20 protein-coding genes and 2 tRNA genes are annotated in these 24,423 nt (G+C 61.8%); 4 read left to right on the forward strand and 18 right to left on the reverse strand.

Translation table 11 applies throughout. The annotated features are described in order from the left end of the window. Positions 1 to 31: 31 nt before the first annotated feature. The 4 genes from LOY35_RS06345 to LOY35_RS06360 form a co-directional block, all read right to left on the reverse strand. Positions 32 to 1,321 (reverse strand): virulence factor family protein, encoded by a 1,290-nt coding sequence (locus tag LOY35_RS06345; protein ID WP_258631481.1) that lies wholly within the window; start codon positions 1,319 to 1,321, stop codon positions 32 to 34. Then, positions 1,321 to 3,960, reverse strand: a complete 2,640-nt coding sequence (mprF, locus tag LOY35_RS06350) for a bifunctional lysylphosphatidylglycerol flippase/synthetase MprF (protein ID WP_258631483.1) — start codon at positions 3,958 to 3,960, stop codon at positions 1,321 to 1,323. Before mprF ends, LOY35_RS06345 begins: the two co-directional genes overlap by 1 nt. A gap of 168 nt (positions 3,961 to 4,128) precedes the next feature. Continuing rightward, positions 4,129 to 4,205, reverse strand: a tRNA-Met gene (locus LOY35_RS06355). 261 nt (positions 4,206 to 4,466) lie between these two features. Further along, positions 4,467 to 4,543: transfer RNA gene (locus tag LOY35_RS06360), tRNA-Met, on the reverse strand. A gap of 282 nt (positions 4,544 to 4,825) precedes the next feature. On the opposite strand from LOY35_RS06360, the gene dinB reads away from it, so the two are divergent. After that, positions 4,826 to 5,887: a DNA polymerase IV gene (gene dinB / locus LOY35_RS06365; protein WP_258631484.1), complete on the forward strand. Its 1,062-nt coding sequence runs from the start codon at positions 4,826 to 4,828 to the stop codon at positions 5,885 to 5,887. A gap of 110 nt (positions 5,888 to 5,997) precedes the next feature. On the opposite strand, the gene LOY35_RS06370 is transcribed toward dinB, so the two are convergent. The 4 genes from LOY35_RS06370 to LOY35_RS06385 form a co-directional block, all read right to left on the reverse strand. Then, on the reverse strand, positions 5,998 to 6,951 hold the full coding sequence (locus LOY35_RS06370) for a hypothetical protein (protein ID WP_258631486.1): 954 nt from the start codon (positions 6,949 to 6,951) through the stop codon (positions 5,998 to 6,000). A 17-nt stretch (positions 6,952 to 6,968) separates the two neighbouring features. Continuing rightward, complete coding sequence (locus LOY35_RS06375) at positions 6,969 to 8,684, reverse strand: proline--tRNA ligase (protein ID WP_258631487.1); 1,716 nt, start codon at positions 8,682 to 8,684, stop codon at positions 6,969 to 6,971. Positions 8,685 to 8,813: 129 nt separating this feature from the next. Next, entirely contained in the window at positions 8,814 to 10,373 is a 1,560-nt protein-coding gene (locus LOY35_RS06380; protein ID WP_258631489.1) for an AmpG family muropeptide MFS transporter, read from the reverse strand. A 44-nt stretch (positions 10,374 to 10,417) separates the two neighbouring features. Then, complete coding sequence (locus LOY35_RS06385; RefSeq protein ID WP_258631492.1) at positions 10,418 to 10,771, reverse strand: MGMT family protein; 354 nt, start codon at positions 10,769 to 10,771, stop codon at positions 10,418 to 10,420. A 162-nt stretch (positions 10,772 to 10,933) separates the two neighbouring features. Here LOY35_RS06385 and LOY35_RS06390 point away from each other — a divergent pair, with 162 nt between their 5' ends. Next, positions 10,934 to 11,941, forward strand: coding sequence for a DUF481 domain-containing protein (locus LOY35_RS06390; protein WP_258631494.1), 1,008 nt, complete (start codon positions 10,934 to 10,936; stop codon positions 11,939 to 11,941). A gap of 128 nt (positions 11,942 to 12,069) precedes the next feature. Here LOY35_RS06390 and LOY35_RS06395 read toward each other — a convergent pair whose 3' ends face one another. Next, positions 12,070 to 12,279: a cold-shock protein gene (locus tag LOY35_RS06395; RefSeq protein WP_024780123.1), complete on the reverse strand. Its 210-nt coding sequence runs from the start codon at positions 12,277 to 12,279 to the stop codon at positions 12,070 to 12,072. Between the two features lie 342 nt (positions 12,280 to 12,621). Here LOY35_RS06395 and dcd point away from each other — a divergent pair, with 342 nt between their 5' ends. Together dcd and LOY35_RS06405 are read left to right on the forward strand one after the other, a co-directional pair. Further along, positions 12,622 to 13,188, forward strand: a complete 567-nt coding sequence (gene dcd / locus LOY35_RS06400; protein WP_017126297.1) for a dCTP deaminase — start codon at positions 12,622 to 12,624, stop codon at positions 13,186 to 13,188. Positions 13,189 to 13,287: 99 nt separating this feature from the next. Continuing rightward, positions 13,288 to 13,494: a hypothetical protein gene (locus LOY35_RS06405; RefSeq protein ID WP_041022879.1), complete on the forward strand. Its 207-nt coding sequence runs from the start codon at positions 13,288 to 13,290 to the stop codon at positions 13,492 to 13,494. A gap of 62 nt (positions 13,495 to 13,556) precedes the next feature. Here the strand turns inward: LOY35_RS06405 and pdeM are convergent, their stop codons facing one another. From pdeM to LOY35_RS06450, 9 genes are all read right to left on the reverse strand, one after another. After that, positions 13,557 to 14,210, reverse strand: a complete 654-nt coding sequence (pdeM, locus tag LOY35_RS06410; protein ID WP_258631496.1) for a ligase-associated DNA damage response endonuclease PdeM — start codon at positions 14,208 to 14,210, stop codon at positions 13,557 to 13,559. Then, the gene (locus tag LOY35_RS06415) at positions 14,210 to 16,696 is read right to left on the reverse strand and encodes a ligase-associated DNA damage response DEXH box helicase (RefSeq protein WP_258631499.1); all 2,487 of its coding nucleotides are present in this window, start codon (positions 16,694 to 16,696) and stop codon (positions 14,210 to 14,212) included. Before LOY35_RS06415 ends, pdeM begins: the two co-directional genes overlap by 1 nt. A gap of 264 nt (positions 16,697 to 16,960) precedes the next feature. Further along, entirely contained in the window at positions 16,961 to 17,725 is a 765-nt protein-coding gene (locus LOY35_RS06420; protein ID WP_258631502.1) for an ABC transporter ATP-binding protein, read from the reverse strand. 13 nt (positions 17,726 to 17,738) lie between these two features. Beyond that, the gene (locus LOY35_RS06425; RefSeq protein WP_258631504.1) at positions 17,739 to 18,857 is read right to left on the reverse strand and encodes a succinylglutamate desuccinylase/aspartoacylase family protein; all 1,119 of its coding nucleotides are present in this window, start codon (positions 18,855 to 18,857) and stop codon (positions 17,739 to 17,741) included. An 18-nt stretch (positions 18,858 to 18,875) separates the two neighbouring features. Next, complete coding sequence (locus LOY35_RS06430; protein ID WP_258631506.1) at positions 18,876 to 19,586, reverse strand: ABC transporter permease; 711 nt, start codon at positions 19,584 to 19,586, stop codon at positions 18,876 to 18,878. Continuing rightward, positions 19,583 to 20,311 (reverse strand): ABC transporter permease, encoded by a 729-nt coding sequence (locus LOY35_RS06435; protein WP_258631507.1) that lies wholly within the window; start codon positions 20,309 to 20,311, stop codon positions 19,583 to 19,585. The genes LOY35_RS06430 and LOY35_RS06435 overlap by 4 nt, the downstream gene beginning before the upstream one ends. A gap of 58 nt (positions 20,312 to 20,369) precedes the next feature. Further along, a complete protein-coding gene (locus LOY35_RS06440; RefSeq protein WP_258631508.1) occupies positions 20,370 to 21,152 on the reverse strand; it encodes a transporter substrate-binding domain-containing protein in 783 nt (260 codons plus the stop codon). 413 nt (positions 21,153 to 21,565) lie between these two features. Continuing rightward, on the reverse strand, positions 21,566 to 23,254 hold the full coding sequence (locus LOY35_RS06445; RefSeq protein ID WP_258631509.1) for an ATP-dependent DNA ligase: 1,689 nt from the start codon (positions 23,252 to 23,254) through the stop codon (positions 21,566 to 21,568). Then, positions 23,251 to 24,276: a ligase-associated DNA damage response exonuclease gene (locus LOY35_RS06450; protein WP_258631510.1), complete on the reverse strand. Its 1,026-nt coding sequence runs from the start codon at positions 24,274 to 24,276 to the stop codon at positions 23,251 to 23,253. The genes LOY35_RS06445 and LOY35_RS06450 overlap by 4 nt, the downstream gene beginning before the upstream one ends. Positions 24,277 to 24,423: the final 147 nt, after the last annotated feature.

Consider the following 24,423-nt stretch of genomic DNA (forward strand, 5'->3'; position numbering starts at 1 on the left):
AGCAGGGGCTTCTTGTTAAGCCAGCATCGGATTACTGGTCGGCAGGCTTGGGCTGGCGCTTGTTGATCTCATCGATCAGGCGCTTGGCCAGGGCCGGGTAGTTTTCGTCGAAGTGGTGGCCGCCCGGCAACTTGATAGCTTCACCCACGGCAGTCTTGTCGGTGCAGCCGCTTTCGTCGGCTTCTTCGCCGCCGTAGATGCACACCACTTTCTCGGCTGGCAACTTGGCCATTTCCGGTCCGGTGGCAGCTTCGGTGCCGGCGTTGCCAAGCCAGCCTTCGACTTCGATCTCGAAGCTGCCGGTGCGGGCGAAGGCCAGCAGAATGATTGCGTCGATCCGTTGCTGTTCGGTGGTCGGCAGGCGATTGTAGATCGCCGGCAACACATCGGCGCCGAAGGAGTAGCCGGTCAGGACGAAGCGTTTGGTGCCCCAGACCTGACGGTAGTGCTGCATCAGTTCGGCGAGGTCCACCGCGCTCTGTTCCGGACTCTTGTGCTGCCAGTAGTAGCGCAGGGTGTCGATACCGACCACCGGGTAGCCGATCTTGGCCATTTCATCGGCTACGTCGCGGTCCAGGTCACGCCAGCCGCCATCGCCGGAGAGGAACAGGGTCACGGTATCCCGGGCCTGGCTCGCAGGCACCTCGACCACCGGAATGGCCAGGCCCCCCTTGGCCTTGTCGGTGCCGACGAGGATCTTGCGCAGTTCGTTGTTCAGCACTTGCGCCAGGTTGATGTCGTAGTCGCTGATGCTGGTTTCGGCATTCTTCTGATCCCGCACGAAAGCGGCGCTGGTGTCGTCCGGGTTGTCGTTCCAGGCCACCAGCCAATGACCGTGGGCCGCGGTTTTGGGCAGCAAGTGCGTGCAGCCGGGCTTCTCCAGGGCCAGGTCCACCGAAATGGCCTTGGCCTTGTCGTCTTTCTGTTCGGCCAGCCAACGCCAGGCGAGCACGGCGCCCGGGCCGATGCCGCTGACCAGCGTCGCCGGTCCTTGAAGTTCTCTCAGGCCTGCCTGCAAGGCGCGACCCTGCAGCATGCAGTCCTTGGGCAGGATCACCTGGACGATCTGCGCCGAGCCACTGCGGCTGAGAGTCGTCAACTGGGTGTCGCTGAGCTTCTGATCTTCATTGACCGCCACCAGCACCTGAGCGCGAGGCTTGGTGCCAGGGATGACACGGGTCATCGGCGCGCCGTCGGCGGGTGTCAGTTGTTCAAGGGTGGGTTGCGGGGCCGGGCGGTTCCAATACCAATAACCGCCACCGAGAATCACCGCCAGCATCAGCAGGGCGGCCACTACGTATCGCCAGGAGCGTTGCATCATCAGCGTTTCACCAGTCCAGTCAGGCCGCCTGCAATCAAGGCGGCAGTATCGGCCAGCGCCACCAGCGGATCGAGTCCGGCGGGCACGGCCATGTAACGAGGTTCCCAGTCAGGCTGGAATTTGTCTTTGAAGCGGCGCAGCCCCTGGAAGTTGTAGAGCTGCTCGCCACGGCGAAACACCATCGAGCCCAGGCGCTGGGTCAATGGCGCACCGCGACGCGGTTGCAGGCCCGACAGTGGGACCATGCCGAGGCTGAAGCGGGCGTAGTCATGGTTCTTATAATGCTGGATCAAGCCGACCATCATGAATTCCATGGTCAGCTTCGGCGCTTCGGGGTGGGCACGCATCAGGTCGAGGCTGGCCAGCTCATGGCTGCGGGTTTCCAGCAGGTTGGCGAACGCCACCGGACGACCCTCGAAGCGAATCACGGCGATGCGGAAATGCTTGAGGTAGTCATCGCTGAAGCGGCCCAGGGAAAAGCCTTTCTCGCGTACGTTCTTGCCGGTCAGCCAGGCATCGGAGATGACCTTGAGCTCATCCATCGGCGCATGCCCCGGTTCATGGATCTCCAGCGACAGGCCGTCCCGGGTGCCGCGGTTCCAGGTGTAGCGCAGGTCCTTCATCTCCTTGCCCTTGGCCTCGAGATCGAAACGCTTGAGGTCGACCCGGGCTTCTTCACCCAGCTTGATCGCTGTCAGGCCGATGTCCATGTAGTACGGCAGGTTCTCGGCGCGCACCTGGTAGAACACCGGACGGGCGTGGTGGATGTCGCACAGGTCGCGGAACTGCCAGATCATTTCGGCCCGTTGTTGGGCAGGTCCGATTGGATCATACAGAGCTACCAGGCTGCGCCCACGGCGGGCGTACATCAGGAACGCTTCGTCGTTGGGATGAAAGAGCAGCGCCTTGTCACCGGTCAGGGCCAGGCCACCGTCAGGCTGCGAGGACGCCATGAGGATCTTCCTGGCCCGCTCCAGTTCTTCTGCCGTGGGCAGATGGATCACCGGCCGCGCGGTGCGCAGCAGCCAGGTCAGGGACACCACCACCAGCAGCACCGCGGCCCCCAGCAACGAGCGCAGGCCACGGGGAGCGTCGGCATCGAGGGTGAACTGCCACCACAGTTGATGGCTGTAGGGCACGTCCTGGTAGGCAAACAGTAGCAGCCAGATCGACGCGCCGAGCACGCAGAGGCTGGCGATCAGGAACAGCGGGGAAAAAGGCAGTTCGGTCAGGCGACTCGGACGGTAGAAGGAGCGCCGGAATATCGCCAGCAGGGCTGCTGTCGAGGTCAGCAGCGTGGCTTCCTCCCAGTCGAACCCCTTGAGCAGGGAGAGCAGGGCACCCACCAGCAGCAAAACGGTGGTCAGCATCCAGGCGGCCGACAGGCGACGGCGCAAGCCCTGGGCGAGCAACAGGCACAACACACCCACCAGGCTGGCGCCGAAGTGCGAAGCGTCCACCAGCCGATGGGGAATCAGGAAACCGATATGCTCCAGGCGTGTATCGATCTCCGGGGTCACACCGGAAAACAGCAGCACGACGCCCGAGAGGAACACCAGTACCGCCAGGATCGGCGCCGCGAAGCCTGATGCCGCCCGCAGGGTCTGGCGCGTCTGGAACAGTCGCTGGGCCTCATTGATCAACAACAGCACGCAGGCCACCAGCATCGGCAACAGTACATAGATCAAGCGATACAGCAGCAGGGCCGCGGCCAGCGGTGCGGCGCCCAGTTTGTCGGCAAATGCCGCCAGCAGGATCGCTTCGAATACGCCGACGCCACCGGGAACATGGCTGAGCACGCCCGCAGCCAGCGCCAACAGGTAGACCAGCAGGAACGCGCCGAATGGTGGCGCTTCGGGCAGCAACAGATACAGCACCGTGGCGGCGGCCGCGACATCCAGCGCCGTGATGATCAGTTGCAGGAAGGTCAAGCGTCGGCTCGGCAGGCGCAGGGTGCGACGTCCGGCCTTGACCAGGAGCGCATCCCGATGAGGTTGCTCCGGCAAGCGCCGACGATAGATGCCGATGGCTAGCACGCCCATGAGCAGCAATACCGCCAGGGAGACACCCGCCAGCAAGGTGACAGGCAGATGCAGCGCGGCGGACGCGGCAGGCAGGTTGCTGAGGGTGGCCAGGGCCGCCAGTGGCGGCAGCGCACAGCCCAGGGACAGGCTGGCAAACAAGGTCATGTGGGCGACGTCCGAAGCCCCGAGGCCATGACGAGCATACAGGCGATAGCGAACCGAGCCGCCTGACAACAACGACAGCCCAATGGCATTGCCGATGGCAAACGCGGTGAACCCGCCCAGCGCCAGGGTCTGTGGCGGCAATGTCACGCCGGCATAGCGGCTCGCCGACCATTCGTAGCCCAGAAGAATGATGAAGCCTGCGACCGTGGCAGCGACCGCACCGAGCAGGGCCGGTCGGGACACATCGAGAATGGAGTCGTGCAGCGCGTAAAGATCGAGTTCACTCAGAAGATGGCGACAGGCAATGAGCGCAATCGCAAACAGCAGCAACGTGACGGCGAGGCCGATAGGTTGGCGGTACTGGCTGATCCGGTCCAGCCAGCGCAGTCGTTCGGCCTTGATCGGTTGTGTCGCGGTAACAGTGTCTTGCGGATCAGAATTTGCGCGCATCAATCACCTCTTGAGCTATGCGCGACAGGATGGGGGTATCCAGCCAAGTTACCAATCCCTTCGGCAGAAAATAATTACAAAACTTTTGTAATGAGGCCGATTTTAGACAAGCCAGAAAAAGTGACAGACACAAAAAAGGCCACTCTTTCGAGTAGCCTTTCCTGATGTTGGTTGCGGGAGCCGGATTTGAACCGACGACCTTCGGGTTATGAGCCCGACGAGCTACCAGGCTGCTCCATCCCGCGTCTGTGTGGCGGCATTCTACAGGCGAACGCTTGAGTGTCAACTGTTAAAAGGGGGCGGAGGCAAATTAATGACTGAGGCATCCCTTTCCTTTCTAAATACCAGAAATTAAAAGGGAAATTGTCCTACAACTCCGGACTCATTGGTGTTGGCCAGCGTGGCGGATGATTGCGCCCCAAGTGTGGTAAGGGACGCAGCGAGGACGTTGTGAAAAAGATACGCGCACAAAAAAGGCCATTCTTTCGAATGGCCTTTTTTGATGTTGGTTGCGGGAGCCGGATTTGAACCGACGACCTTCGGGTTATGAGCCCGACGAGCTACCAGGCTGCTCCATCCCGCGTCTGTGAGGCGGCATTCTACAGAGGATCGCTGAGCTGTCAACCCCGTACCAGAAAAAAACTGTTCCGCTTCAAGTGCTTAGCCTTTCAAAAAGGATTGTGTTCGCGCTGTGACGCAGGCGGGGCAAGGGCTGTGGCTCTATCGGGCGGTTCGTTGCGATTGAAGAAATACATTTTACGTAGCCCTTTTCCAAGCTAAGCGTCGGATCTTTCAAACTACTGGTGCTATATACAGTTCCTGATGCGATACTGGCGGTCCGATTTGTCCCACATCCCGCTTCTTTATGACGCAACGCAAAATCATTCACGTCGACTGCGATTGCTTCTATGCCGCCATCGAGATGCGCGATGACCCGCGGCTGGCCGGCAAGCCCATGGCGGTCGGCGGTTCGGCGGATCGACGGGGTGTGATCGCGACCTGCAACTACGAGGCGCGGGCCTACGGAGTGCGCTCGGCCATGTCCTCCGGGCACGCCTTGAAACTCTGCCCGGACCTGATCATCGTCAAGCCCAGGATGGACGCCTATCGCGAGGCGTCGAAGGAAATCCAGGGCATCTTCCGCGATTACACGGACCTGATCGAGCCGCTGTCCCTGGACGAGGCCTACCTGGACGTTTCCGACAGCGCCCATTTTGGCGGCAGCGCCACCCGCGTCGCCCAGGACATTCGTCGACGCGTGTCCAATCAGCTGCATATCACGGTGTCCGCCGGTGTCGCCCCGAACAAGTTCCTGGCCAAGATTGCCAGTGATTGGAAAAAGCCCAACGGCCTGTTCGTCATCACTCCGGACCAGGTCGAGGACTTCGTCTCGGCCCTGCCGGTCAGCAAGCTCCATGGCGTCGGCAAGGTCACGGCCGACAAGCTGAACAGGCTCGGGATTGCCGATTGCCTGCAACTGCGGCAGTGGGACAAGCTGGCGCTGGTGCGCGAATTCGGCAGTTTTGGTGAGCGACTCTGGAGTCTGGCCCGTGGGATCGATGAGCGCCTGGTGCACAACGACAGTCGACGTCAGTCCATCAGTGTGGAAAACACCTACGATGTTGACCTGCCCGACCTGGCGAGCTGCCTCGATAAACTGCCGGAGCTGATGGAAACCCTGAGCGGGCGCATGGCGCGAATCGACAGCAGCTATCGGCCCGGCAAGCCCTTCGTCAAAGTGAAATTCCACGACTTCACCCAGACCACCCTGGAGCAGGCAGGGGCAGGGCGTGACCTGGGCAGTTACCAGTCGTTGTTGACCCAGGCGTTCAATCGCGGCGCGAAGCCGGTGCGGTTGCTGGGAATCGGGGTACGGCTGGAGGATTTGCGCGGCGGGTTCGAGCAGTTGGAGTTGTTTGAGCGGTGATGCCTTGGATGGGCTGCTCAGAAGGCTTTCTGTGGCGAGGGGATTTAGCGAAACGTCGCACCGCCCCGCTGGGGTGCGACGTTTCGCTAAATCCCCTCGCCACAAGGGTGTCAGTGAGCGCCCGGGTCCGCCACCAACCTTCCGCCACCCTTGGTCAGTGCCTTCATGAACTCGGCCTGCAATTCCGGGTCATTGCGGGTCAGTTCGATCAGGCTCTGTTCCAGCCCGCTGGCTTCTTCTTCCAGGCCCAGTTCCGATAGGCGCTTGACCCGATGAACCCACTGGCTCACCTCGTCGTCTTCCAGATCGTCGTAGATCAAGGCGTGGGCTTCCACCAGCTTGCTGCGCAGGTTGCTGCTGATGCTCAGGGATGAGTCGGTGTGCACCTCGTCCAGGGCGTCCGTCACGCTGATCTGCAACTTGCCGAACTGGCTCAGGTCCTGCTCGGCGAACGGGCTTTCCAACAGGTTGAGGCGCAGCACGCCATTGCGGTCGGTGCCCAGCTCGAATGTCTGCCGGCCGGCCTTGACCTCAACCGGGCGTTCGCTCCAGGGCAGGCTCGAGTGTTCCGTGCGTTTGTCGCGCTGGACCTCATCGATGCCCGCCAGGTTCTGTTGGGCGCGGCCATGGGAGGGTGCGTTCATGAACGGGTTCAGCCCGGCGATACCGTAGCTGAGCCAGTCATGGGTGGCTGTTTCCGGCAGGTTGCCGAGGGCAAACACGTTGACCACGTTTGCGCCGATGCCGGCCACTACCGCTACCGCGCCCAGCGGGATCTCGTAGATTTCCCGCCAGGGTTGGTACGGTGTATAGCGATCGTAACGGCGCGTGACTTCGAACTCGGTGACTTCGAAGGTCTTTTGCTCATGGATCCGTACCCGGCGTTGTGGCAGGTCGAGCACTTTAGGTTCGCCCACATCGATCTGCAGGCTATGGTCGAGCAATTTACGCTCGACCCGCTCTTCGTGCTCGCTGCGTTGCGACATTTGGTTGGCGCAGCCGCTGACCAGCAGGGCGCCGCAGAGCGCGGCGCCACCGAGGCCTAAGGTGTTTCGCTTGAACATGACGTCTCTATCTGGTGTCAGCGGCGGATACGGGCCTGGAGGAAGGCGAGCACGTCGGCGACCGGCAGCGCTTGCGGCTCGGCTTCGGTGCGGCTCTTGTATTCCAGGTTGCCTTCGGCCAGGCCACGGTCACTGACGACGATCCGGTGCGGGATGCCGATCAGTTCCATGTCAGCGAACTTGATGCCGGGGCTGGTTTTCTTGTCGCGGTCATCCAGCAGCACTTCAAAGCCGGCGGCCGTCAGTTCGGCGTAGAGCTTGTCGGTGGCTTCGCGAACCAGGTCGGTCTCGTAGCGCAACGGCACCAGGGCAACCTGGAAGGGCGCCAGGGTGTCGCTCCAGATGATCCCTTTTTCGTCGTTGTTCTGCTCGATGGCGGCCGCCACCACGCGGGACACGCCAATGCCGTAGCAACCCATTTCCAGGGTCACCGGCTTGCCGTTCTCGCCCAGCACTTCGCACTTCATCGCCTTGCTGTACTTGTTGCCCAGCTGGAAGATGTGCCCGACTTCGATGCCGCGCTTGATCTCAAGCACGCCCTTGCCGTCCGGGCTCGGGTCGCCGGCCACGACGTTGCGCAGGTCGGCGATGGCCGGAACCGGCAGGTCGCGCTCCCAGTTCACGCCGAAATAGTGCTTGTCATCGATGTTGGCGCCGATGGCGAAGTCGCTCATCAGTGCCACCGAACGGTCGATGATGATCGGCAGGGGCAGGTTCAGCGGGCCGAGGGAGCCCGCGCCGGCGCCGATGGCATCGCGCAGTTCGGCGTCGGTGGCCATGACCAGCGGGCTGGCGACGCCTGGCTGGTTGGCGGCCTTGATTTCGTTCAGCTCATGATCGCCACGGACGATCAGGGCAATCAGCTTGCCTTCTTCTTCGGCGCGGACGATCAGGGTCTTGATCGTGCGTTCGATCGGCAGGTTGTAGCCTTCCACGAGCTGCGCAATGGTCTTGGCGTTCGGCGTGTCCACCAGGCGCAGTTCTTCCGATGGCGCAGGACGGGAGGTTTCCCGTGGCACGGCTTCGGCTTTCTCGATATTGGCGGCGTAGTCGGAGCCGCTGCTGAAGACGATGTCGTCTTCACCGGACTCGGCCAGTACGTGGAACTCGTGGGAGCCGGCACCGCCGATGGAACCGTTGTCGGCTTCGACCGGACGGAATTTCAGGCCCAGGCGGGTGAACACGTTGCAGTACGCCTGGTGCATGCGGTCGTAGGTGACTTGCAGCGACGCCAGGTCGGCGTGGAAGGAGTAGGCGTCCTTCATGATGAACTCGCGGCCGCGCATCAGGCCGAAGCGTGGGCGGATCTCGTCACGGAATTTAGTCTGGATCTGGTACAGGTTGATAGGCAACTGCTTGTAGCTGCTCAGCTCGTTGCGCATCAGGTCGGTGATCACTTCCTCGTGGGTCGGGCCGGCGCAGAAGTCGCGGCCGTGACGGTCCTTGAGGCGCAGCAGCTCGGGGCCATATTCTTCCCAGCGTCCGGATTCCTGCCACAACTCGGCCGGCTGGGTGCCCGGCATCAGCACTTCCAGGGCACCGGCGGCGTCCATCTCTTCACGCACGATGGTTTCCACCTTGCGCATGACCCGCAGGCCCATCGGCAGCCAGGTGTACAGGCCCGAGGCAAGTTTGCGGATCATGCCGGCACGCAGCATCAACTGATGGCTGATCACGACGGCGTCGGAAGGCGTTTCTTTCTGTGTGGCGAGCAAAAATTGACTGGTGCGCATGGTGGGCCGTTGTCGGTTGCTGATGACGAGAAGTGACGGAGCATTGTACGGGCGAGATGCCTTGGCGTACAGGCGCGTGGCCGGTCTCCAGGTGCGAATGCCGGTTTCACCGACGCTTGCTGAAGTTTCCTACGATTCTTCCGCCGGCCGGGTGGAGGTCGGGTCCGGGGAGGAGGGTGAGTCCTGGCGGCGGTTCTCCTGGAACCAATGCAGGGCAATCAGCAGCAGGGTCGGGACGCCGAGCAGGGCGGTGATCAGGAAGAAGTGGTGGTAGCCGAACTTCTCCACCACCACCCCGGAGTAGCCACCGATCAAGCGTGGCAGCAACAGCATGATCGAGCTGAGCAGGGCGTACTGGGTGGCGGAAAACTTCAGGTTGGTCAGGCTCGACAGGTATGCCACGAACGCGGAGGTGGCCAGGCCGGAGCTGAAATTGTCCAAGGAGATGGTGAGCACCAGCATCTTCAGGTTGGGGCCCATGTCGGCGAGCATCAGGAACAGAATGTTGGTGGCGGCCGAGGCCACGCCGCCAATGAACAGAATCGGCAGGATGCCGAAACGTACGATCAACAGGCCGCCCATGCCCGCGCCGACGAGGGTCATGATCAGCCCGAAAATCTTGCTGACACTGGCGATCTGGTCCTTGGTGAAGCCCTGGTCGATGTAGAACACGTTGGCCATGACGCCCATGACCGTGTCGGACATCCGGTACGTGGCGATCAGCCCGAGGAGCAACAAGGCCTGCCAGCGGTAGCGCAGGATGAAATCGTTGATCGGCGTGAGTACCGGTGCCAGGCCGCGACGGCCCATGGCCGACAGGCACATGGCCGTCAGGAGGATATAGAGAATGGCCCGCAGGAAGGCGCGGTCTTCGAGCAGCAGATCAAGCAGGCTGACCCCCTCGAACAGCACGCTGGCGAAGTCGGTGTTGTAGAGCTGGGTGAACATCGCCGGGACTGACACCAGCAGCACGATCAGCACGAACACCGATGCCAGTTGATGCACGAAGGTATAGCGCCCGGCCTGCAATTGCGTACGCAGTGGTACCGGCGGTTCGCGCATGAACAGCGATGTAAGCAATGCCGGGACCATCAACACGCCGAACAGCAGATACGTACCGGCCCAGGCCGAGTGCTTGTAGCTGAAGCCGGTGGAGCCGAAACCCTCGGCGAAGAACAGTGCGCCGGCGGTCGCCAGCAGTGCGGCGACCCGGTAGCCGGACATGTAGCTGGCGGCGAGGGCGGCCTGGCGGGTGTCATCGACGATTTCCAGGCGATAGGCATCGACCGCGATGTCCTGGGTGGCCGAAGCGAACGCCACGAGTACGGCAATGGCGATCAACCATGAGAGATGTTTCTGCGGGTCGCAGAAACCCATGCCGACCAGGCCGAGGATCACCAGGCCCTGGGAAAGCACCAGCCATGATCGGCGACGCCCGAGTTTGCCCAGCACCGGCAGGCGCCATTGGTCGAGCAGCGGCGACCAGACCCATTTAAAGGCATAGGCCAGGCCGATCAGGCTCGCGTAGCCGATGGTTTCACGCGCCACGCCGGCCTCGCGCAACCAGACCGAAAGCGTGGAAAACACCAGCATGTAGGGCAAGCCGGCAGCGAAGCCAAGCAGCAACAGCACGAGCGTCGAAGGACTGGCATAGGCGGCGAGGGCGGCGCGCCAGGTTTTACGGGGCATGGGCTGGAGTCTGCCTCAAAAATTGCGAAAACAAAGCGCGCACTCTAACCGCTGTGCTCTACCGGGCGCCAGCCATGGCACCGAATATCAACACGATTATTCAGGATACTGATCCCTTCCATGCGCAGGCGTGCGCGCTGTTCATCCCCTGAGACGCTGCCCGCCGGCAGGCTGATCCGACCACCGGCGCCCAATACCCGATGCCAGGGCAGGCTGGTGTCATTCGGCAGTTGGCTGAGGGTACGGCCCACCCAACGCGCCGCCCGACCCAGGCCGGCCATCTCGGCGAGCTGGCCATAGGTGACGACTTTGCCGGGCGGCACTTGCGCAAGGGTCAGGTAGAGCGTGGTGCGGCGTACCTGCGCGGGGGCTTCGGGGCCTACTGGAATGTCGGTCACGGGTAGGGTTCCTAGGAGAAATTCATGTCCGTTCGTAGGTTTATTCTGGCAGAGCTGACTGAGAAATGAACTCATCCCCTATCCTTGGGTCAGTCCTTGCTGAGGTGTCGTCCTGGGGATAATGCCGCCTTTTCACCGCAAACCTGAGCTCTTTATACGCTTATGTTGTCCAGAACCCTGCTCTGCCTGGCTGTTGCCAGCGCCTCCACGCCCTTGCTCGCCGATACCGTCTGGTTGAAGAACGGAGACAAACTCAGCGGCAAGATTACCGTTTTCGACGGCGGCAAGTTGTTGATCCAGACCGACTATGCCGGCGCCGTTCCCATCGACTGGAAACAGGTCAAGACCCTTGAAAGCGACCAGCAGTTGCTGGTCAAGCAGGACGCCTACAGCGGCGAGAAAGCCAAGGCCCTGCACGCCGCCGAAGAGGGCAAGGTGACCTTGGCCAACGGTGACGCGCCCAAGACCGTCGAATTGGCCAGTATCCAGCAGATCCTCAAGCCCAAGCCGGTGGTCGAAGACTTGGTGTGGAAAGGCAACGTCGATGCCGCACTGGATTACCAGCGGGCGGAAAAAGATGTCGACGACTACGACATCGATTTCAAGACGACAGCCCGCCACGGCCGATGGCGGCACACCGCCGAGGGCGAATACAACCGCGAATTCCAGGACGACGTGGTTTCGGCCGACAACTGGAAACTGGAGTATTCCCTCGACCGCTTCCTGACGGACAAATGGTTCTGGCAGGGGCGCCTGAACTACAAGCGTGACAAGGTCGAGGACCTGGCCCGTCAGCGGGTGGTGGGTACCGGTCCGGGCTACCAGTTCTGGGATGACGAATTGGGCGCGTTCTCGCTGGGTTCGCTGTTGAACCGCACCGATTACGAGTACCAGGACGGCGGCAAGGATAACTTCTATTCCGTCGCCATGAAGTGGGATTACAACCGCTATCTCGTAGGCAAGCGCGTCGAGTTCTTCACCAATGGCGAAGTGGGCAAGCCGCTGTCCGGCGTTGCGGAGTACGCCTATGACGCGGAGATGGGCTTGCGCTACAAGGTCACCGATTGGGCCTCGCTCAACCTCAAGGCCGAGAAGGACGTGATTGAAGGTTCCGAGGAGAGTGACTTGAGCAAGACGCGCTACACGGCCGGGTTTGGCGTGACTTGGTAAGCCCCGGGCAGAAATGGCCCCTGTGGGAGCGAGCAGGCTCGCTCCCACAGTTTTTTTGTGTGGCAAAACCGGCAGGCACAAAAAAGCCCCGCTTTTGAGGGCGGGGCTTTTTACCGAAGCAGGAACAGTTAGATAACTGTTACTTCTTCAGCTTGCATGCCTTTCTGACCGCGGGTAGCGACGAAAGAAACCTGTTGGCCTTCTTTCAGGCTTTTGAAGCCGTCGGATTGGATAGCTTTGAAGTGTACGAACAGATCGTCACCGGATTGTGGGGTGATGAAGCCGAAGCCTTTTTCATCGTTGAACCACTTAACGGTACCGGTTTGGCGATTAGACATGGTGTAACTCCTTGAACAAAGATAACTGCGACTCAGGAAGAACCCTGATCGAGACTGAGTGCAAAGAGCAGGAAAAATTCTTGTAGATGGTTGGATCGAAATTCAACATATCGTGTAGAGATTCTCAGTGACACAAGCAACACAGTGACGCCACCTTAACCCTTTTTCCGAAACGTGCCAATGGTCTTTGCAAAGGTTTCTCGATTTTGGTGACTGGCGGGCGTCCATGCGCAGGAAAATAGGGTGGGTCGGCGAGAATTGCTTCACGCGCTTTGAACCCTGCCGCTCGCCCCGGTAAGATGCCGGACAGTTTTCTCCACCTCGCTATTCAGGACACCCGCCATGAGCATCAAATCGGACAAGTGGATTCGCCGCATGGCGCAAGAGCACGGCATGATCGAGCCCTTCGTAGAGCGCCAGATGCGCGGTGAAGGCGCCGACCGACTGATTTCCTTCGGTGTCTCCAGCTACGGCTACGACGTGCGCTGCGCCGACGAATTCAAGGTGTTCACCAACATCAATTCGGCCACCGTCGACCCGAAGAACTTCGATGAGAAAAGCTTCGTCGACATCAAAAGCGACGTCTGCATCATTCCGCCGAACTCCTTCGCCCTGGCCCGCACCGTCGAGTACTTCCGCATCCCGCGCAACGTGCTGACCATCTGTCTGGGCAAGAGCACTTATGCCCGTTGCGGCATCATCGTCAACGTCACGCCGCTGGAACCGGAGTGGGAAGGTCACGTGACCCTGGAGTTCTCGAACACCACGACCCTGCCGGCGAAAATCTACGCCAACGAAGGTGTGGCGCAGATGCTGTTCCTCGAATCCGATGAAGAATGCGAAGTGTCCTACAAGGACCGGGGTGGCAAGTACCAGGGCCAGCGGGGTGTGACGCTCCCACGCACCTGATTCTGACGAACAGTGGGAATTCCTGAGCGGGCAGACACTCTATTGCGTGTACTGCCCGTTTTTGTGTCAGCGCAGCGGGCTTCGCTCAGGAGTTGCTCTATGAAGATCGATCCGCGAATCAGTGCCGAACTGGCAAGGCTTGAGCCCAATCAGATCGGCGTCATGGCCTGGTCCCTGCTGGCCCACCCTGCCGAAGCGGCAGGCGGTATTCCTGGCCAGCCCGATCCCGATACCCCCAATGAACAACCCACCGAGCCGGGCGAACCAACCCTGCCGGATGAGCCGCCTCCTGCGCCTGTAGCCTAAAAATCAGCACAAGCTACAAGCAAGCACGACACCTCTTGTGGCTTGCAGCTTGAGGCTTGCAGCTATACCGGCCATATTTCGTTATCGCCAATGACAAAAACCCTGCAGTCGTTGTCCTGCTCGACCCGATAGCCGCCTGTGAAGGCGCCGAAGGCCGGCAGCAGGCTGATGGCGCTGCCCAGCCGGAAGCACGCCAGACGCAGGCGTTGCCGGCCCTTACCGCTGAGGTGATAGACCGGGTGTACGTGACCGGCCAGCACATGGCGACTCGCGTGCGGGTCAGGTTCGTGTTGGACGGCGAAGGGGCCGAGCAGCAGGGGTTCCGGTACGACGCGAATGTTCAGCGAGGGTGGTGGGTCACCGGCGCGTTTGTCGTGGTTGCCGCGAATCAGCGTCATGGCCAGGTGCGGATGCCTGTCACGCCATTCGGAAAGGGCCCTCAAGGTACCTGGCGCGTGGGAGCCAGGGCCGTGGAGAAAATCCCCGAGGAAAATCAGCTGTCGACATGGCAGGTGAGCCAGTAATCCATCCAGGATCGCGATGTTGCTGGCGGTGGTGCCGTGGGGTACCGGTTGGCCCAGACTGCGATAGGCGGCGGCTTTGCCGAAATGCACGTCTGCCACCATCAGGGTTTCCTGGGCGGGCCAGTAGATGGCTTTTTCCGGCAGCAACCAGAGTTCTTCTCCGGCCAGACTGACAGGATAAGGCGCGGGCATCAGGCATCACCCCGATCGGCGGTTTTTTCCAGCTCGTTGACCATTCGCCGGATGCGATCGGCAAGCTTTTCCGAGCTCATGCTTTCCCTGAACCGTTCCACCAGCAACGGGAAGCCCAGCGGAGTGGGGCGCTTGATGATGTGCAGGTCCAGTTGCAAGGTGTTGAGGCGTTCCAAGGTCTGCTCCAGGCGACGTATATCCAGTTCTTCACGCAGGACCTCTTCCCCGGCCTGGGCCAGCAAGAGGTTGTCGGCGTCGTATTGCTTGAACACTTGAAAGAACAACCCGCTGGAGGCCTGGACCTGTCGGGTGCTTTTCGGTGCGCCGGGGTAGCCGGCGAAGACCAGGCCGGCGATCCGGGCGATTTCGCGAAAGCGCCGAAGGGCCAACTCACCGGCGTTCAGGCTGGCGAGCACGTCGGCTAGCAGGTTGTCGGTGCTCAAGAGTGCGGGTTTCAGGTAGTGCGACCAATCCAGCGCCGTGGCGCTGAGTAGCTCCAGGCCGTAGTCGTTGACCGCAATGGAAAAGGTCACCGGTTCCTGTTGGCTGACGCGCCAGGCCAACAGGCTCGCCAGCCCCAGATGCACCTGGCGTCCGGCAAACGGGTACAGGAACAGGTGCCAGCCCTCCCGGGATTTCAGGGCTTCGGCCAGCAATGACGTTTGCGTGGGCAGGCCGGACCAGCGCTGCTGAGTCAGTAACAAGGGCTGCACGGCTTGCATCTCCGGACCCTCGAAGCACCCCTTGGCGGCTTCGCTCAGGCGCGCCACGACGGCGGCGGCCAGTTCGTTGGAAAGCGGCATCCGCCCGCCGTTCCAGCGCGGCACGGCGGCTTTTTTCGCCTGGCTGCGACGCACATAGGCAGTCATGTCCTCAACCCTGACCAACTCCAGCAAGCGTCCGGCGAACAGGAAGCCGTCCCCCGGTCGCAGGCGGGCGATGAAGCCTTCCTCCACGCTGCCCAGGGTCTTGCCACCACCGCCCTTGCTCCAGAACTTCAACTGCAGGCTGGCATCGCTGACGATGGTGCCGATGCTCATGCGGTGACGCCGGGCCAGGCGTGCATCAGGGACTCGCCAGATGCCGTGCTCGTCCGGCTCGACCCGACGGTAATCGGGGTAGGCGGTCAACGACAGGCCACCATGGCGCACGAAGGCCAGGGCCCAGGCCCACTCCGCTTCGTTCAGGTCACGGTAGGCCCAGGCGCCGCGCACTTCCCGGTACAGCTCATCGGGTACGAAGCCGCCACCCAGGGCCATGCTGACCAGATGTTGCACCAGTACATCCAAAGGCTTGTGGGGCGATTCGCGAGGTTCGATGCGCCGCTGGGCCACGGCATCCTGGGCGGCGGCGGCCTCGATCAACTCCAGGCTGTGGGTCGGCACCAGGGTGATCCGCGAGGTTCGTCCCGGCGCGTGACCGGAGCGACCTGCGCGTTGCATCAGTCGCGCCACGCCCTTGGCCGAGCCGATCTGCAACACCCGCTCGACGGGCAAGAAATCCACGCCCAGATCCAGGCTGGACGTGCACACCACCGCCTTGAGTTGACCGTCCTTGAGCGCACTTTCGACCCAGTCCCGGGTATCGCGGGACAGCGAGCTGTGGTGCAGGGCGATCAGTCCGGCCCAGTCCGGGCGGGCTTCAAGAAGCGCCTGATACCAGATTTCGGATTGCGCCCGGGTGTTGGTAAAGACCAGGCAACTGCTGCTGGCGTCGATTTGCGCGATAACCTGGGGCAGCATTTTCAGACCGATGTGTCCGGCCCACGGAAAGCGTTCGAGGACGGGGGGCAGGAGGGTATCGACCCGCAGCGTTTTGTCATTGGCGCCTTGGATGCTGACCCCGTTGCCCTGAGGGATCAGGACTTGCTCGGCATGGGCCTGGTTACCCAAGGTGGCGGACACGCCCCAGACGATGAGTTCGGGATGCCAGTGCCGCAGGCGCGCCAACGCCAGTTGCAATTGCACGCCTCGCTTGTTGCCCAACAGTTCATGCCATTCGTCCACCACCACCATGCGCAGCGTTGCCGTCGCCGTCTGCGCGTCAGCACGGGCGAGCATCAGGGTCAGGCTTTCGGGAGTGGTGATCAGCGCCGTGGGCAGGCGCCGGCCCTGGCGAGCCCGTTCGCTGGCACTGGTATCGCCGGTGCGCAGGCCGACGCTCCAGGGAATCTGCAGTTCCGCCAGCGGTGCTTCGAGGGCTTTACCCGTGTCGGCGGCCAGTGCACGCATCGGCGTGATCCACAGGACGGTCAGCGGGTCGGTCGCAGGTTTGCGTTTGCGCGGCTTGTCCGGGGGCGGGGCGGCACGGGCGAAACGGTTGAGGGCGGCAAACCATACTGCGTAGGTTTTACCGGCTCCGGTGTTGGCGTGCAGTAAGCCCGACTCCCCGCGCTTGACCGCGGCCCATACCTGTTTCTGAAAGGCGAACGGCTTCCAGCCGCGGGCGCTGAACCACTGGTTTGCGAAGTTGTTGGATGTCGCCATGCCTGCCGCGTGCGCCCTGGAAGTCCTCTTTCAGTGACCACGGCGGCAGGGGAAAGGTTTAAATAGGCGAATAGAGTTGCCGCAGATAGCCCTGCAGAACCCTGTGGCGAGGGGATTTATCCCCGCTGGGTCGCGAAGCGGCCCCTCAGCCTGGCACCTCGGTTAGTCAGGGAGATTGTCTTCAGACTATCTGGGGCCGCTTTGCGACCCAGCGGGGATAAATCCCCTCGCCACACGTTTTTCAGCCTGTTCCGGTATAGGGTTCTATTTCAAGTTGCCACTGAGGAACTGCTTCAACCGCTCGCTCTTCGGATTGCCCAGCACGTCTTCCGGCGCACCTTGTTCCTCCACCAGGCCCTGGTGCAGGAACAGCACCTGGTTCGAAACCTTGCGGGCGAAGCTCATTTCGTGGGTCACCATGATCATGGTCCGGCCTTCTTCGGCCAGCCCCTGGATGACCTTCAACACTTCCCCCACCAGTTCCGGGTCCAGGGCCGAGGTCGGTTCGTCGAACAGCATTACCTCCGGTTCCATCGCCAGGGCGCGGGCGATGGCCACGCGTTGCTGCTGGCCGCCGGACAGGAACGCCGGGTACTGCTCGGCCACGCGCGCTGGCAGGCCGACCTTGTCGAGGTAGCGACGGGCTCGCTCATCGGCTTCCTGCTTGCTGATGCCCAGCACCCGGCGTGGCGCCATGGTGATGTTTTCCAGCACGGTCATGTGGCTCCACAGGTTGAAGTGCTGGAACACCATGGCCAGGCGTGTGCGGATGCGTTGCAGTTCATCGGCGTCGGCCACGTGCATGCCGTGGCGGTCCTTGATCATCTGGACCGGCTGGCCGTCCAGGCTCATGGCGCCGTCGTTGGGTTGTTCCAGGAAGTTGATACAGCGCAGGAAGGTGCTCTTGCCCGAGCCGCTGGCGCCGATCAGGCTGATGACGTCGCCGGTCTTGGCCTTGAGCGAAACGCCCTTGAGCACCTCATGTTCGCCGTAGCTTTTATGCAGGCCTTCGATGGTCAGTTTGTACATGGAACAGGCATCCTCAAGGCGAAAGTAGGTAGCCGCTGCGGTAGGCTTCGGCACCGGCGACATGGGCGATGACCATGCCGGCGGTGGCCATGCGACGCAGCGAGCGGGCGTACATCAGCCCGGCATTGCAGCAATGAATGGGGGTGACGGTGTCGTTGACCGGGTCGATGATTTCCGCCACCAACTGACCGGCCTTCAGGTACTCGCCAGGCAAGGCGCTATAGACCAGCAGCCCGCCCACGGGCGTCGCCACCGGCTCGACGCCGGCCAGCGGCGTGGCTGGATAGGGCAGTTCGGGCAGGGGCATCGGTTCGCCGTCGATGGCGCCGTAGCGGATCAGGTATTCGATCAGGGCCTGACAGTCGAGGCTCGCCAACCCATGGTTGACGTCGCCCTGGCCGCGCAATTCGACGGTGACCGAAAAGCTGCCCAGGGGAATCTCGAAGCGCTCGCCAAAACGTTCCTTGAGTTGCCACCAGAGCAAGGTGAAGCACTCATCGAACGACTGGCCGCCCGAGTCGGTGGCCAGCAGGCTGGCCTCGGCGCCGATGTAGCGGGCCAGCGGCTCGACCTGGGGCCAGGCTTCCGGCGTGGTGTAGAGGTGCGCCACGGCTTCGAAATCGCAATGCAGGTCCAGCACCATGTCGGCGTCGCAGGCCAGCCGTTGCAGGACCAGGCGTTGGGATTGCAGTTGCGTGGTCGCGGTCTGCCGGGCAAGGGCATCGTGCAGGCTGGTGCGGATCAGCATCAGGTTGTGCTGCGGATCCTGGGTGAGCAGCTCTTCGATCTCGTTTCCGACTTCCTCGCTCAGGTCGATGAAACGGCGGTTGAAGTTCTGCCCGCTCTCCAGTTCGTAGCGACCCAGTGGCACGTCCATCAGCACTTGTTCGAGGCCGATGGGGTTGGCCACGGGCACCAGTACGATTTGGTGGCGCAGGTGGCCGGACGCCTCGAGCTCCGCCAGGCGTTGCTTGAGATGCCAGGCCACCAGCATGCCGGGCAGTTCATCGGCATGCAGTGACGACTGGATGTAGATCTTGCCGACGGCTTTTTCCGGGCCGAAGTGAAAACTGTGGATCTTGCGTGCGGTCCCCGGTAGCGGGGCCAGCAGGTCATGGATCTGGTGGCGCATTTGCTTGTGTGTCCTGGACTAATGAGTCGGCCCGAGAAAGGCCAGCCAGCGGCGCTCGGCGAGGCGGAAGAGGCCTACCAGTGCGAAGGTGACGGTCAGGTAGATCAACGCGGCGATCCCGAACGACTGGAAGGTCAGGAAGGTGGCCGAGTTGGCATCCCGGGCCACTTTCAGCACGTCTGGAACGGTAGCGGTGAATGCCACGGTCGTCGAGTGCAGCATCAGGATCACTTCGTTGCTGTAGTAGGGCAGCGAACGCCGCAGCGCCGAAGGCATGATCACATAGGCATACAGCTTCCAGCCGGTCAGGCCATAGGCCTTGGCCGCTTCGACTTCGCCGTGGTTCATGCTGCGGATCGCCCCGGCAAAGATCTCCGTGGTGTAGGCGCAGGTGTTCAGGGCGAAGGCCAGGATCGTGCAGTTCATCGCATCGCGAAAGAAGCTGTCGAGCAGGGGTTGGGCGCGCACCGCCTCGATGCTGTAGATACCGGTGTAGCAGATCAGCAGCTGGATATAGAGCGGCGTGCCGCGGAACAGGTACGTGTAGAACTGCACCGGCCAGCGCACGGAGCGCTTGGGCGAAACCCGGGCGATGGACAGCGGGATCGAGACCAGGAAGCCGATCAGCAGCGAAGCGCTGAGCAGCCACAGGGTCATCGCCAGGCCCGTGACGTTGATGCCGTCGCTGTAGAGGAACGGTCGCCAGTACTCTTGCAGAAGCTCGATCATCGCACCGCCTCCCGTGCTCCGGCGGCGTAGCGGCGTTCAAGCCTGCGCAGGATGAAGTTGGAGGCGCTGGTAATCAACAGGTAGATCAGCGCCGCCAGTACCAGGAAGTAAAACAGTTGATAGGTGCTCTTGCCCGCATCCTGGGCCGCCTTGACCAGATCGGCCAGGCCGATGATCGACACCAGCGCCGTGGCCTTGAGCATCACCATCCAGTTGTTGCCGATACCCGGCAGGGCAAAGCGCATCATTTGCGGAAACACCACGAAGCGGAAGCGCTGGCCACGCTTGAGGCCATACGCGGTGGCGGCTTCGACCTGGCCTCTTGGCACCGCGAGGATCGCGCCGCGAAAGGTCTCGGTGAAGTACGCGCCATAGATGAAGCCCAGGGTAATCACCCCTGCGCCGAATGGGTCGATCTCGATGTATTCCCATTCCATGAAGTCGGTAAAAGAGGTCAGCCAGGTTTGCAGGCTGTAGAAAATCAACAGCATCAGCACCAGGTCCGGCACGCCGCGAATCAGCGTGGTGTAGAGCTGGGCCGGGATTCGCAGCAGTTTGACCGGGGACAGCTTGGCGCTGGCACCCAGCAGGCCGAGCAAGACGCTCAACAATAGCGACAGGGCCGCCAGTTTGATGGTCATCCAGGTGCCTTGCATCAGCAGTGGGCCAAAGCCCTTCAGGCTGAAGGCGGAGAGCCCCAGATTTTGTAGGAGTTGTTCGAGCATGAAAGGAGGCCTTTGGCAGTCAAAAAGCGCCCATCCGTGATCGGATGGGCGCCGCGCATTATTTGCCGCTGTACAGATTCAGATCGCCAAAGTGTTTTTTCTGGATTTCGACGTACGTGCCGTCGTCGTGTAACGCTTTGATACCTTTATCCAAAAGTGCCTTCAGCTCTTTGTTACCTTTGTTGATACCGATGGCGGTCTTGGAAGGCAACAGTTCGCTATCCACCGGTTTGCTGACTTCATAGTCGGCACCCTTTGGCGTTTTCATGAAGCCCAGCTCGGCTTGCAGCATGTCCTGGATCGCCGCATCAAGGCGACCGGAGGTCAGGTCGGCATAGACCTGGTCCTGGTTGGCATAGGCTTGGGTCTTGACGCCGGCCTTGTCCAGCACGGCCTTGGCGTAGGCTTCCTGAATGGTGCCTTGCTCATAACCGACGGTCTTGCCTTTGAGCGAGGCGACATCTGCGCTCAGGCCCGAGCCCTTCTTGAATACATAAGCCGTTGGGCCAGAGAACAGTTCGCTGGAGAAGTCGATGACTTTTTCCCGCGCAGGGGTCACGGTCATGGACGAGATCACACCGTCGAATTTCTTGGCCTTGAGGCCGGGGATCATGCCGTCGAAATCGCTTTCGACCCATTTGCATTTGACCTTCAATTCGGCGCAGATCGCGTTGCCCAGGTCGATATCGAAACCTACCAGGCTGCCATCGGCGGCCTTGGATTCAAATGGGGCATAGGATGGGTCGACACCAAAACGCAGTTCCTTGTATTCCTTGGCCGTGGCGGCGCCGGTGGCCATGCACAATGCCAGTGCAGAAAGGGTCAGCAGTGCTTTTTTCATTATCGAGTCCCTAAAACCATGATGAGCGCTTGTGGCGCATAAGTTTTTGTTACCGGTGAAGATAAGAACGGTAAGACGGCATAAAGGTAGCAATTTCCGAACCAGAGTGCCGAACAAGCGTTTTAAAAGTTTCTGCGGCAGACGTGAAGCGCGTTGGTGCGCGGAGGAGATCGTACAACAAAAGGCGCACCGGGATGGTGCTCTGTAGGGCCGGCAAGGTGCATGTTCTGTGGCGAGGGGATTTATCCCCGCTGGGTCGCGAAGCGGCCCCTTGGCGCTGTCTGACACACCACAGTGGCTGAAGTTTTTTGGGGCTGCTTCGCAGCCCAGCGGGGCGGTGCGACGTTTCGATAAATCCCCTCGCCACAATTGATAGTGCAGCCACAGAGAGTGATAGTGCAGTTACAGAGAGGTTACTTCAGCAGATCCTGAAGCGTTGCCAGGGTATCGGCCTCGTCAACGGTCTTGTCCTGGCGCCAGCGTAACATCCTCGGAAACCGCACCGCGATTCCGCTCTTGTGGCGCTTGGACAAGGCGATGCCCTCGAAGCCCAACTCGAAGACCAGGGTGGGCGTGACGCTGCTGACCGGGCCGAACTTCTCCACGGTGGTCTTGCGCACGATGCTGTCGACCTGGCGCATTTCTTCATCGGTCAGCCCCGAATAAGCCTTGGCGAACGGCACCAGACTGCGCTCGCGGCTGCCCGGCGGGTTGTCCCAGACGGCGAACGTGTAGTCGCTGTACAGGCTGGCGCGCCGACCGTGACCGCGTTGGGCGTAGATCAACACGGCGTCGACGCTGAACGGGTCGATTTTCCATTTCCACCACACGCCCATGTCCTTGGTCCGGCCGACGCCATACAGCGCGTTGCGCGCCTTGAGCATCATGCCCTCGACGCCGAGGCTACGGGACGCTTCGCGCTGGCGGGCGAGGTCGAGCCAGTCCTGGCCGGAGACGATCGGCGACGGCAGTAGTACCGGGCTTTGGGCGTCCGCAATCAATGCCTCCAATTGCTCACGGCGCTCGGCCTGGGGACGGCTGCGCCAATCCGCTCCTTGCCATTCCAGCAGGTCGTAGGCCATCACCACCACCGGCGCGTCTTCGAGGACTTTCTTGCTCAGGGTCTTGCGACCGATGCGCTGTTGCAACAGGGCGAACGGTTGTACGGCCGGTTGCAGTGGCGCGTCCGCATCGAAGGCATCCGCGGTCACCGGTTGTGAGGTTTTCCAGACCACGATTTCGCCGTCGATTACCGTGCCGTCGGGCAGCACCGATGCCAGGGAATGCAATTCAGGGAAGCGCTCGGTCACCAACTCTTCGCCTCGGGACCAGACCCACAGATGCCCGTCGCGCTTGATCACCTGGGAGCGGATGCCGTCCCACTTCCATTCCACCTGCCAATCGCTGGCCGGCCCTAGCAGCGCCTCGAACTGATCTACCGGAGCGGACAAGGCATGGGCCAGGAAAAACGGGTACGGCTGGCCGCCGCGTTGGGCATGTTCATCTTCGGATTCGGCGGCGATCAGCTTGAGGTAACCCTCGGCCGTCGGGCGATGGGACAGGTCGGTATAACCCACCAGGCGCTGGGCGACCCGCTTACTGTCCAGCCCGGCCATCCCGGCGAGCGCCCGGGTCACCAGCAGTTTGGACACCCCGACCCGGAAACTGCCAGTGATGAGCTTGATGCAGAGCATAAGGCTCGAACGGTCGAGCTGTGCCCACAAAGTGGGCAGCTGCTGCGCCAATACCTCCGGTGTTTCGCCCCGTAGCGGCAGCAGTTTCTCTTCTATCCACAGCGCCAGGCCTTCGGCAGAGGTGTGGGGAGACTCCGGCAACACCAGGGAAATGGTTTCGGCCAGGTCGCCCACGGCCTGATAGCTTTCTTCGAACAGCCAGGGTGACAAGCCGGAGACCTGTACGGCCAGGTCCCGGAGGATTTTCACCGGTACCAGTTGCCGGGGACGGCCACCGGACAGAAAGTACACGGCCCACGCTGCGTCCTGGGGCGGCGCCTGGGTGAAGTAGCGTTGCATCGCGGCCAGCTTGGCATTGCTGGAGGTGGTGGCGTCCAGGTCGGCGTAGAGCTCGGCGAAGGCTTTCACGATGCGTCCTCGTCCGTGGTGGCGATGACGTCTTCTTCGTCGTCGCCGTATTCGGTGCTGAAACCCTGGGCGTCGAGGCCGAGTTCGCACAAATGTCGCACCAGCACCCCCACCGACCCGTGCGTGACCATGACCCGCTCGGCGCCGGTCTGCTCAATGGCCCAGAGCAGGCCGGGCCAGTCGGCGTGATCGGAGAGCACGAAGCCCCGATCCACGCCACGCCGCCGTCGAGTGCCCCGCAGGCGCATCCAGCCGCTGGCGAAGGCATCGCTGTAATCGCCGAAACGGCGCATCCAGGTGCTGCCACCGGCCGATGGCGGGGCGATGACCAGGGCCTGGCCCATGATCGGGTCATTTTTCTTGACGTCACCGGCATAAATCGTCGGTGGCAAATGAACCCCGGCGTCGCGGTAGACCCGGTTCAACGGCTCCACCGCCCCGTGAGCGAGGATCGGGCCCAGGCTGGCGTCGATGCCATGGAGAATCCGCTGGGCCTTGCCGAAGGAATAGCAGAACAGCACGCTGGCCCGGTTGACGGCGATGTTTGCGCGCCACCACTGATTGATCTCGTCGAATATCTGCGCCTGAGGTTGCCAGCGATAGATGGGCAGGCCGAACGTGGATTCGGTGATGAACGTATGACATCTCACCGGTTCGAACGGCGTGCAGGTGCCGTCGGGTTCGACCTTGTAATCCCCGGATGCCACCCAGACCTCGCCTTCATGTTCCAACCGCACCTGGGCCGATCCCAGTACGTGGCCGGCGGGATGAAAACTCAAGGTTACGCCGTGATGTTGCAGGCGCTCGCCGTAGGGCAGGGTCTGCAAATGAATGTCCTGGCCCAGTCGCGACCGCAAAATACCTTCACCGGGAGCGGCTGCCAGGTAGTGTTGATTGCCGCCGCGGGCATGGTCACCGTGGGCATGGGTGATGACCGAGCGCTCAACCGGACGCCAGGGGTCGATGTAGAAATCCCCGGGCGGGCAGTACAGACCTTCGGGGCGGGCAATGACAAGATCCATGCAATCACCGGGGCGATGGGCTTGTCAGGTAGAGGCGATGGCGGGAAGAGAAGTTCTATCGGGTTTGGGTACGACAAGATCAGGAGACAAGATAGACAAATGTGGCGAGGGGATTTAGCGAAACGTCGCACCGCCCCGCTGGGCTGC

The organism is Pseudomonas sp. B21-028 (assembly GCF_024749045.1).
Taxonomy (GTDB): domain Bacteria; phylum Pseudomonadota; class Gammaproteobacteria; order Pseudomonadales; family Pseudomonadaceae; genus Aquipseudomonas.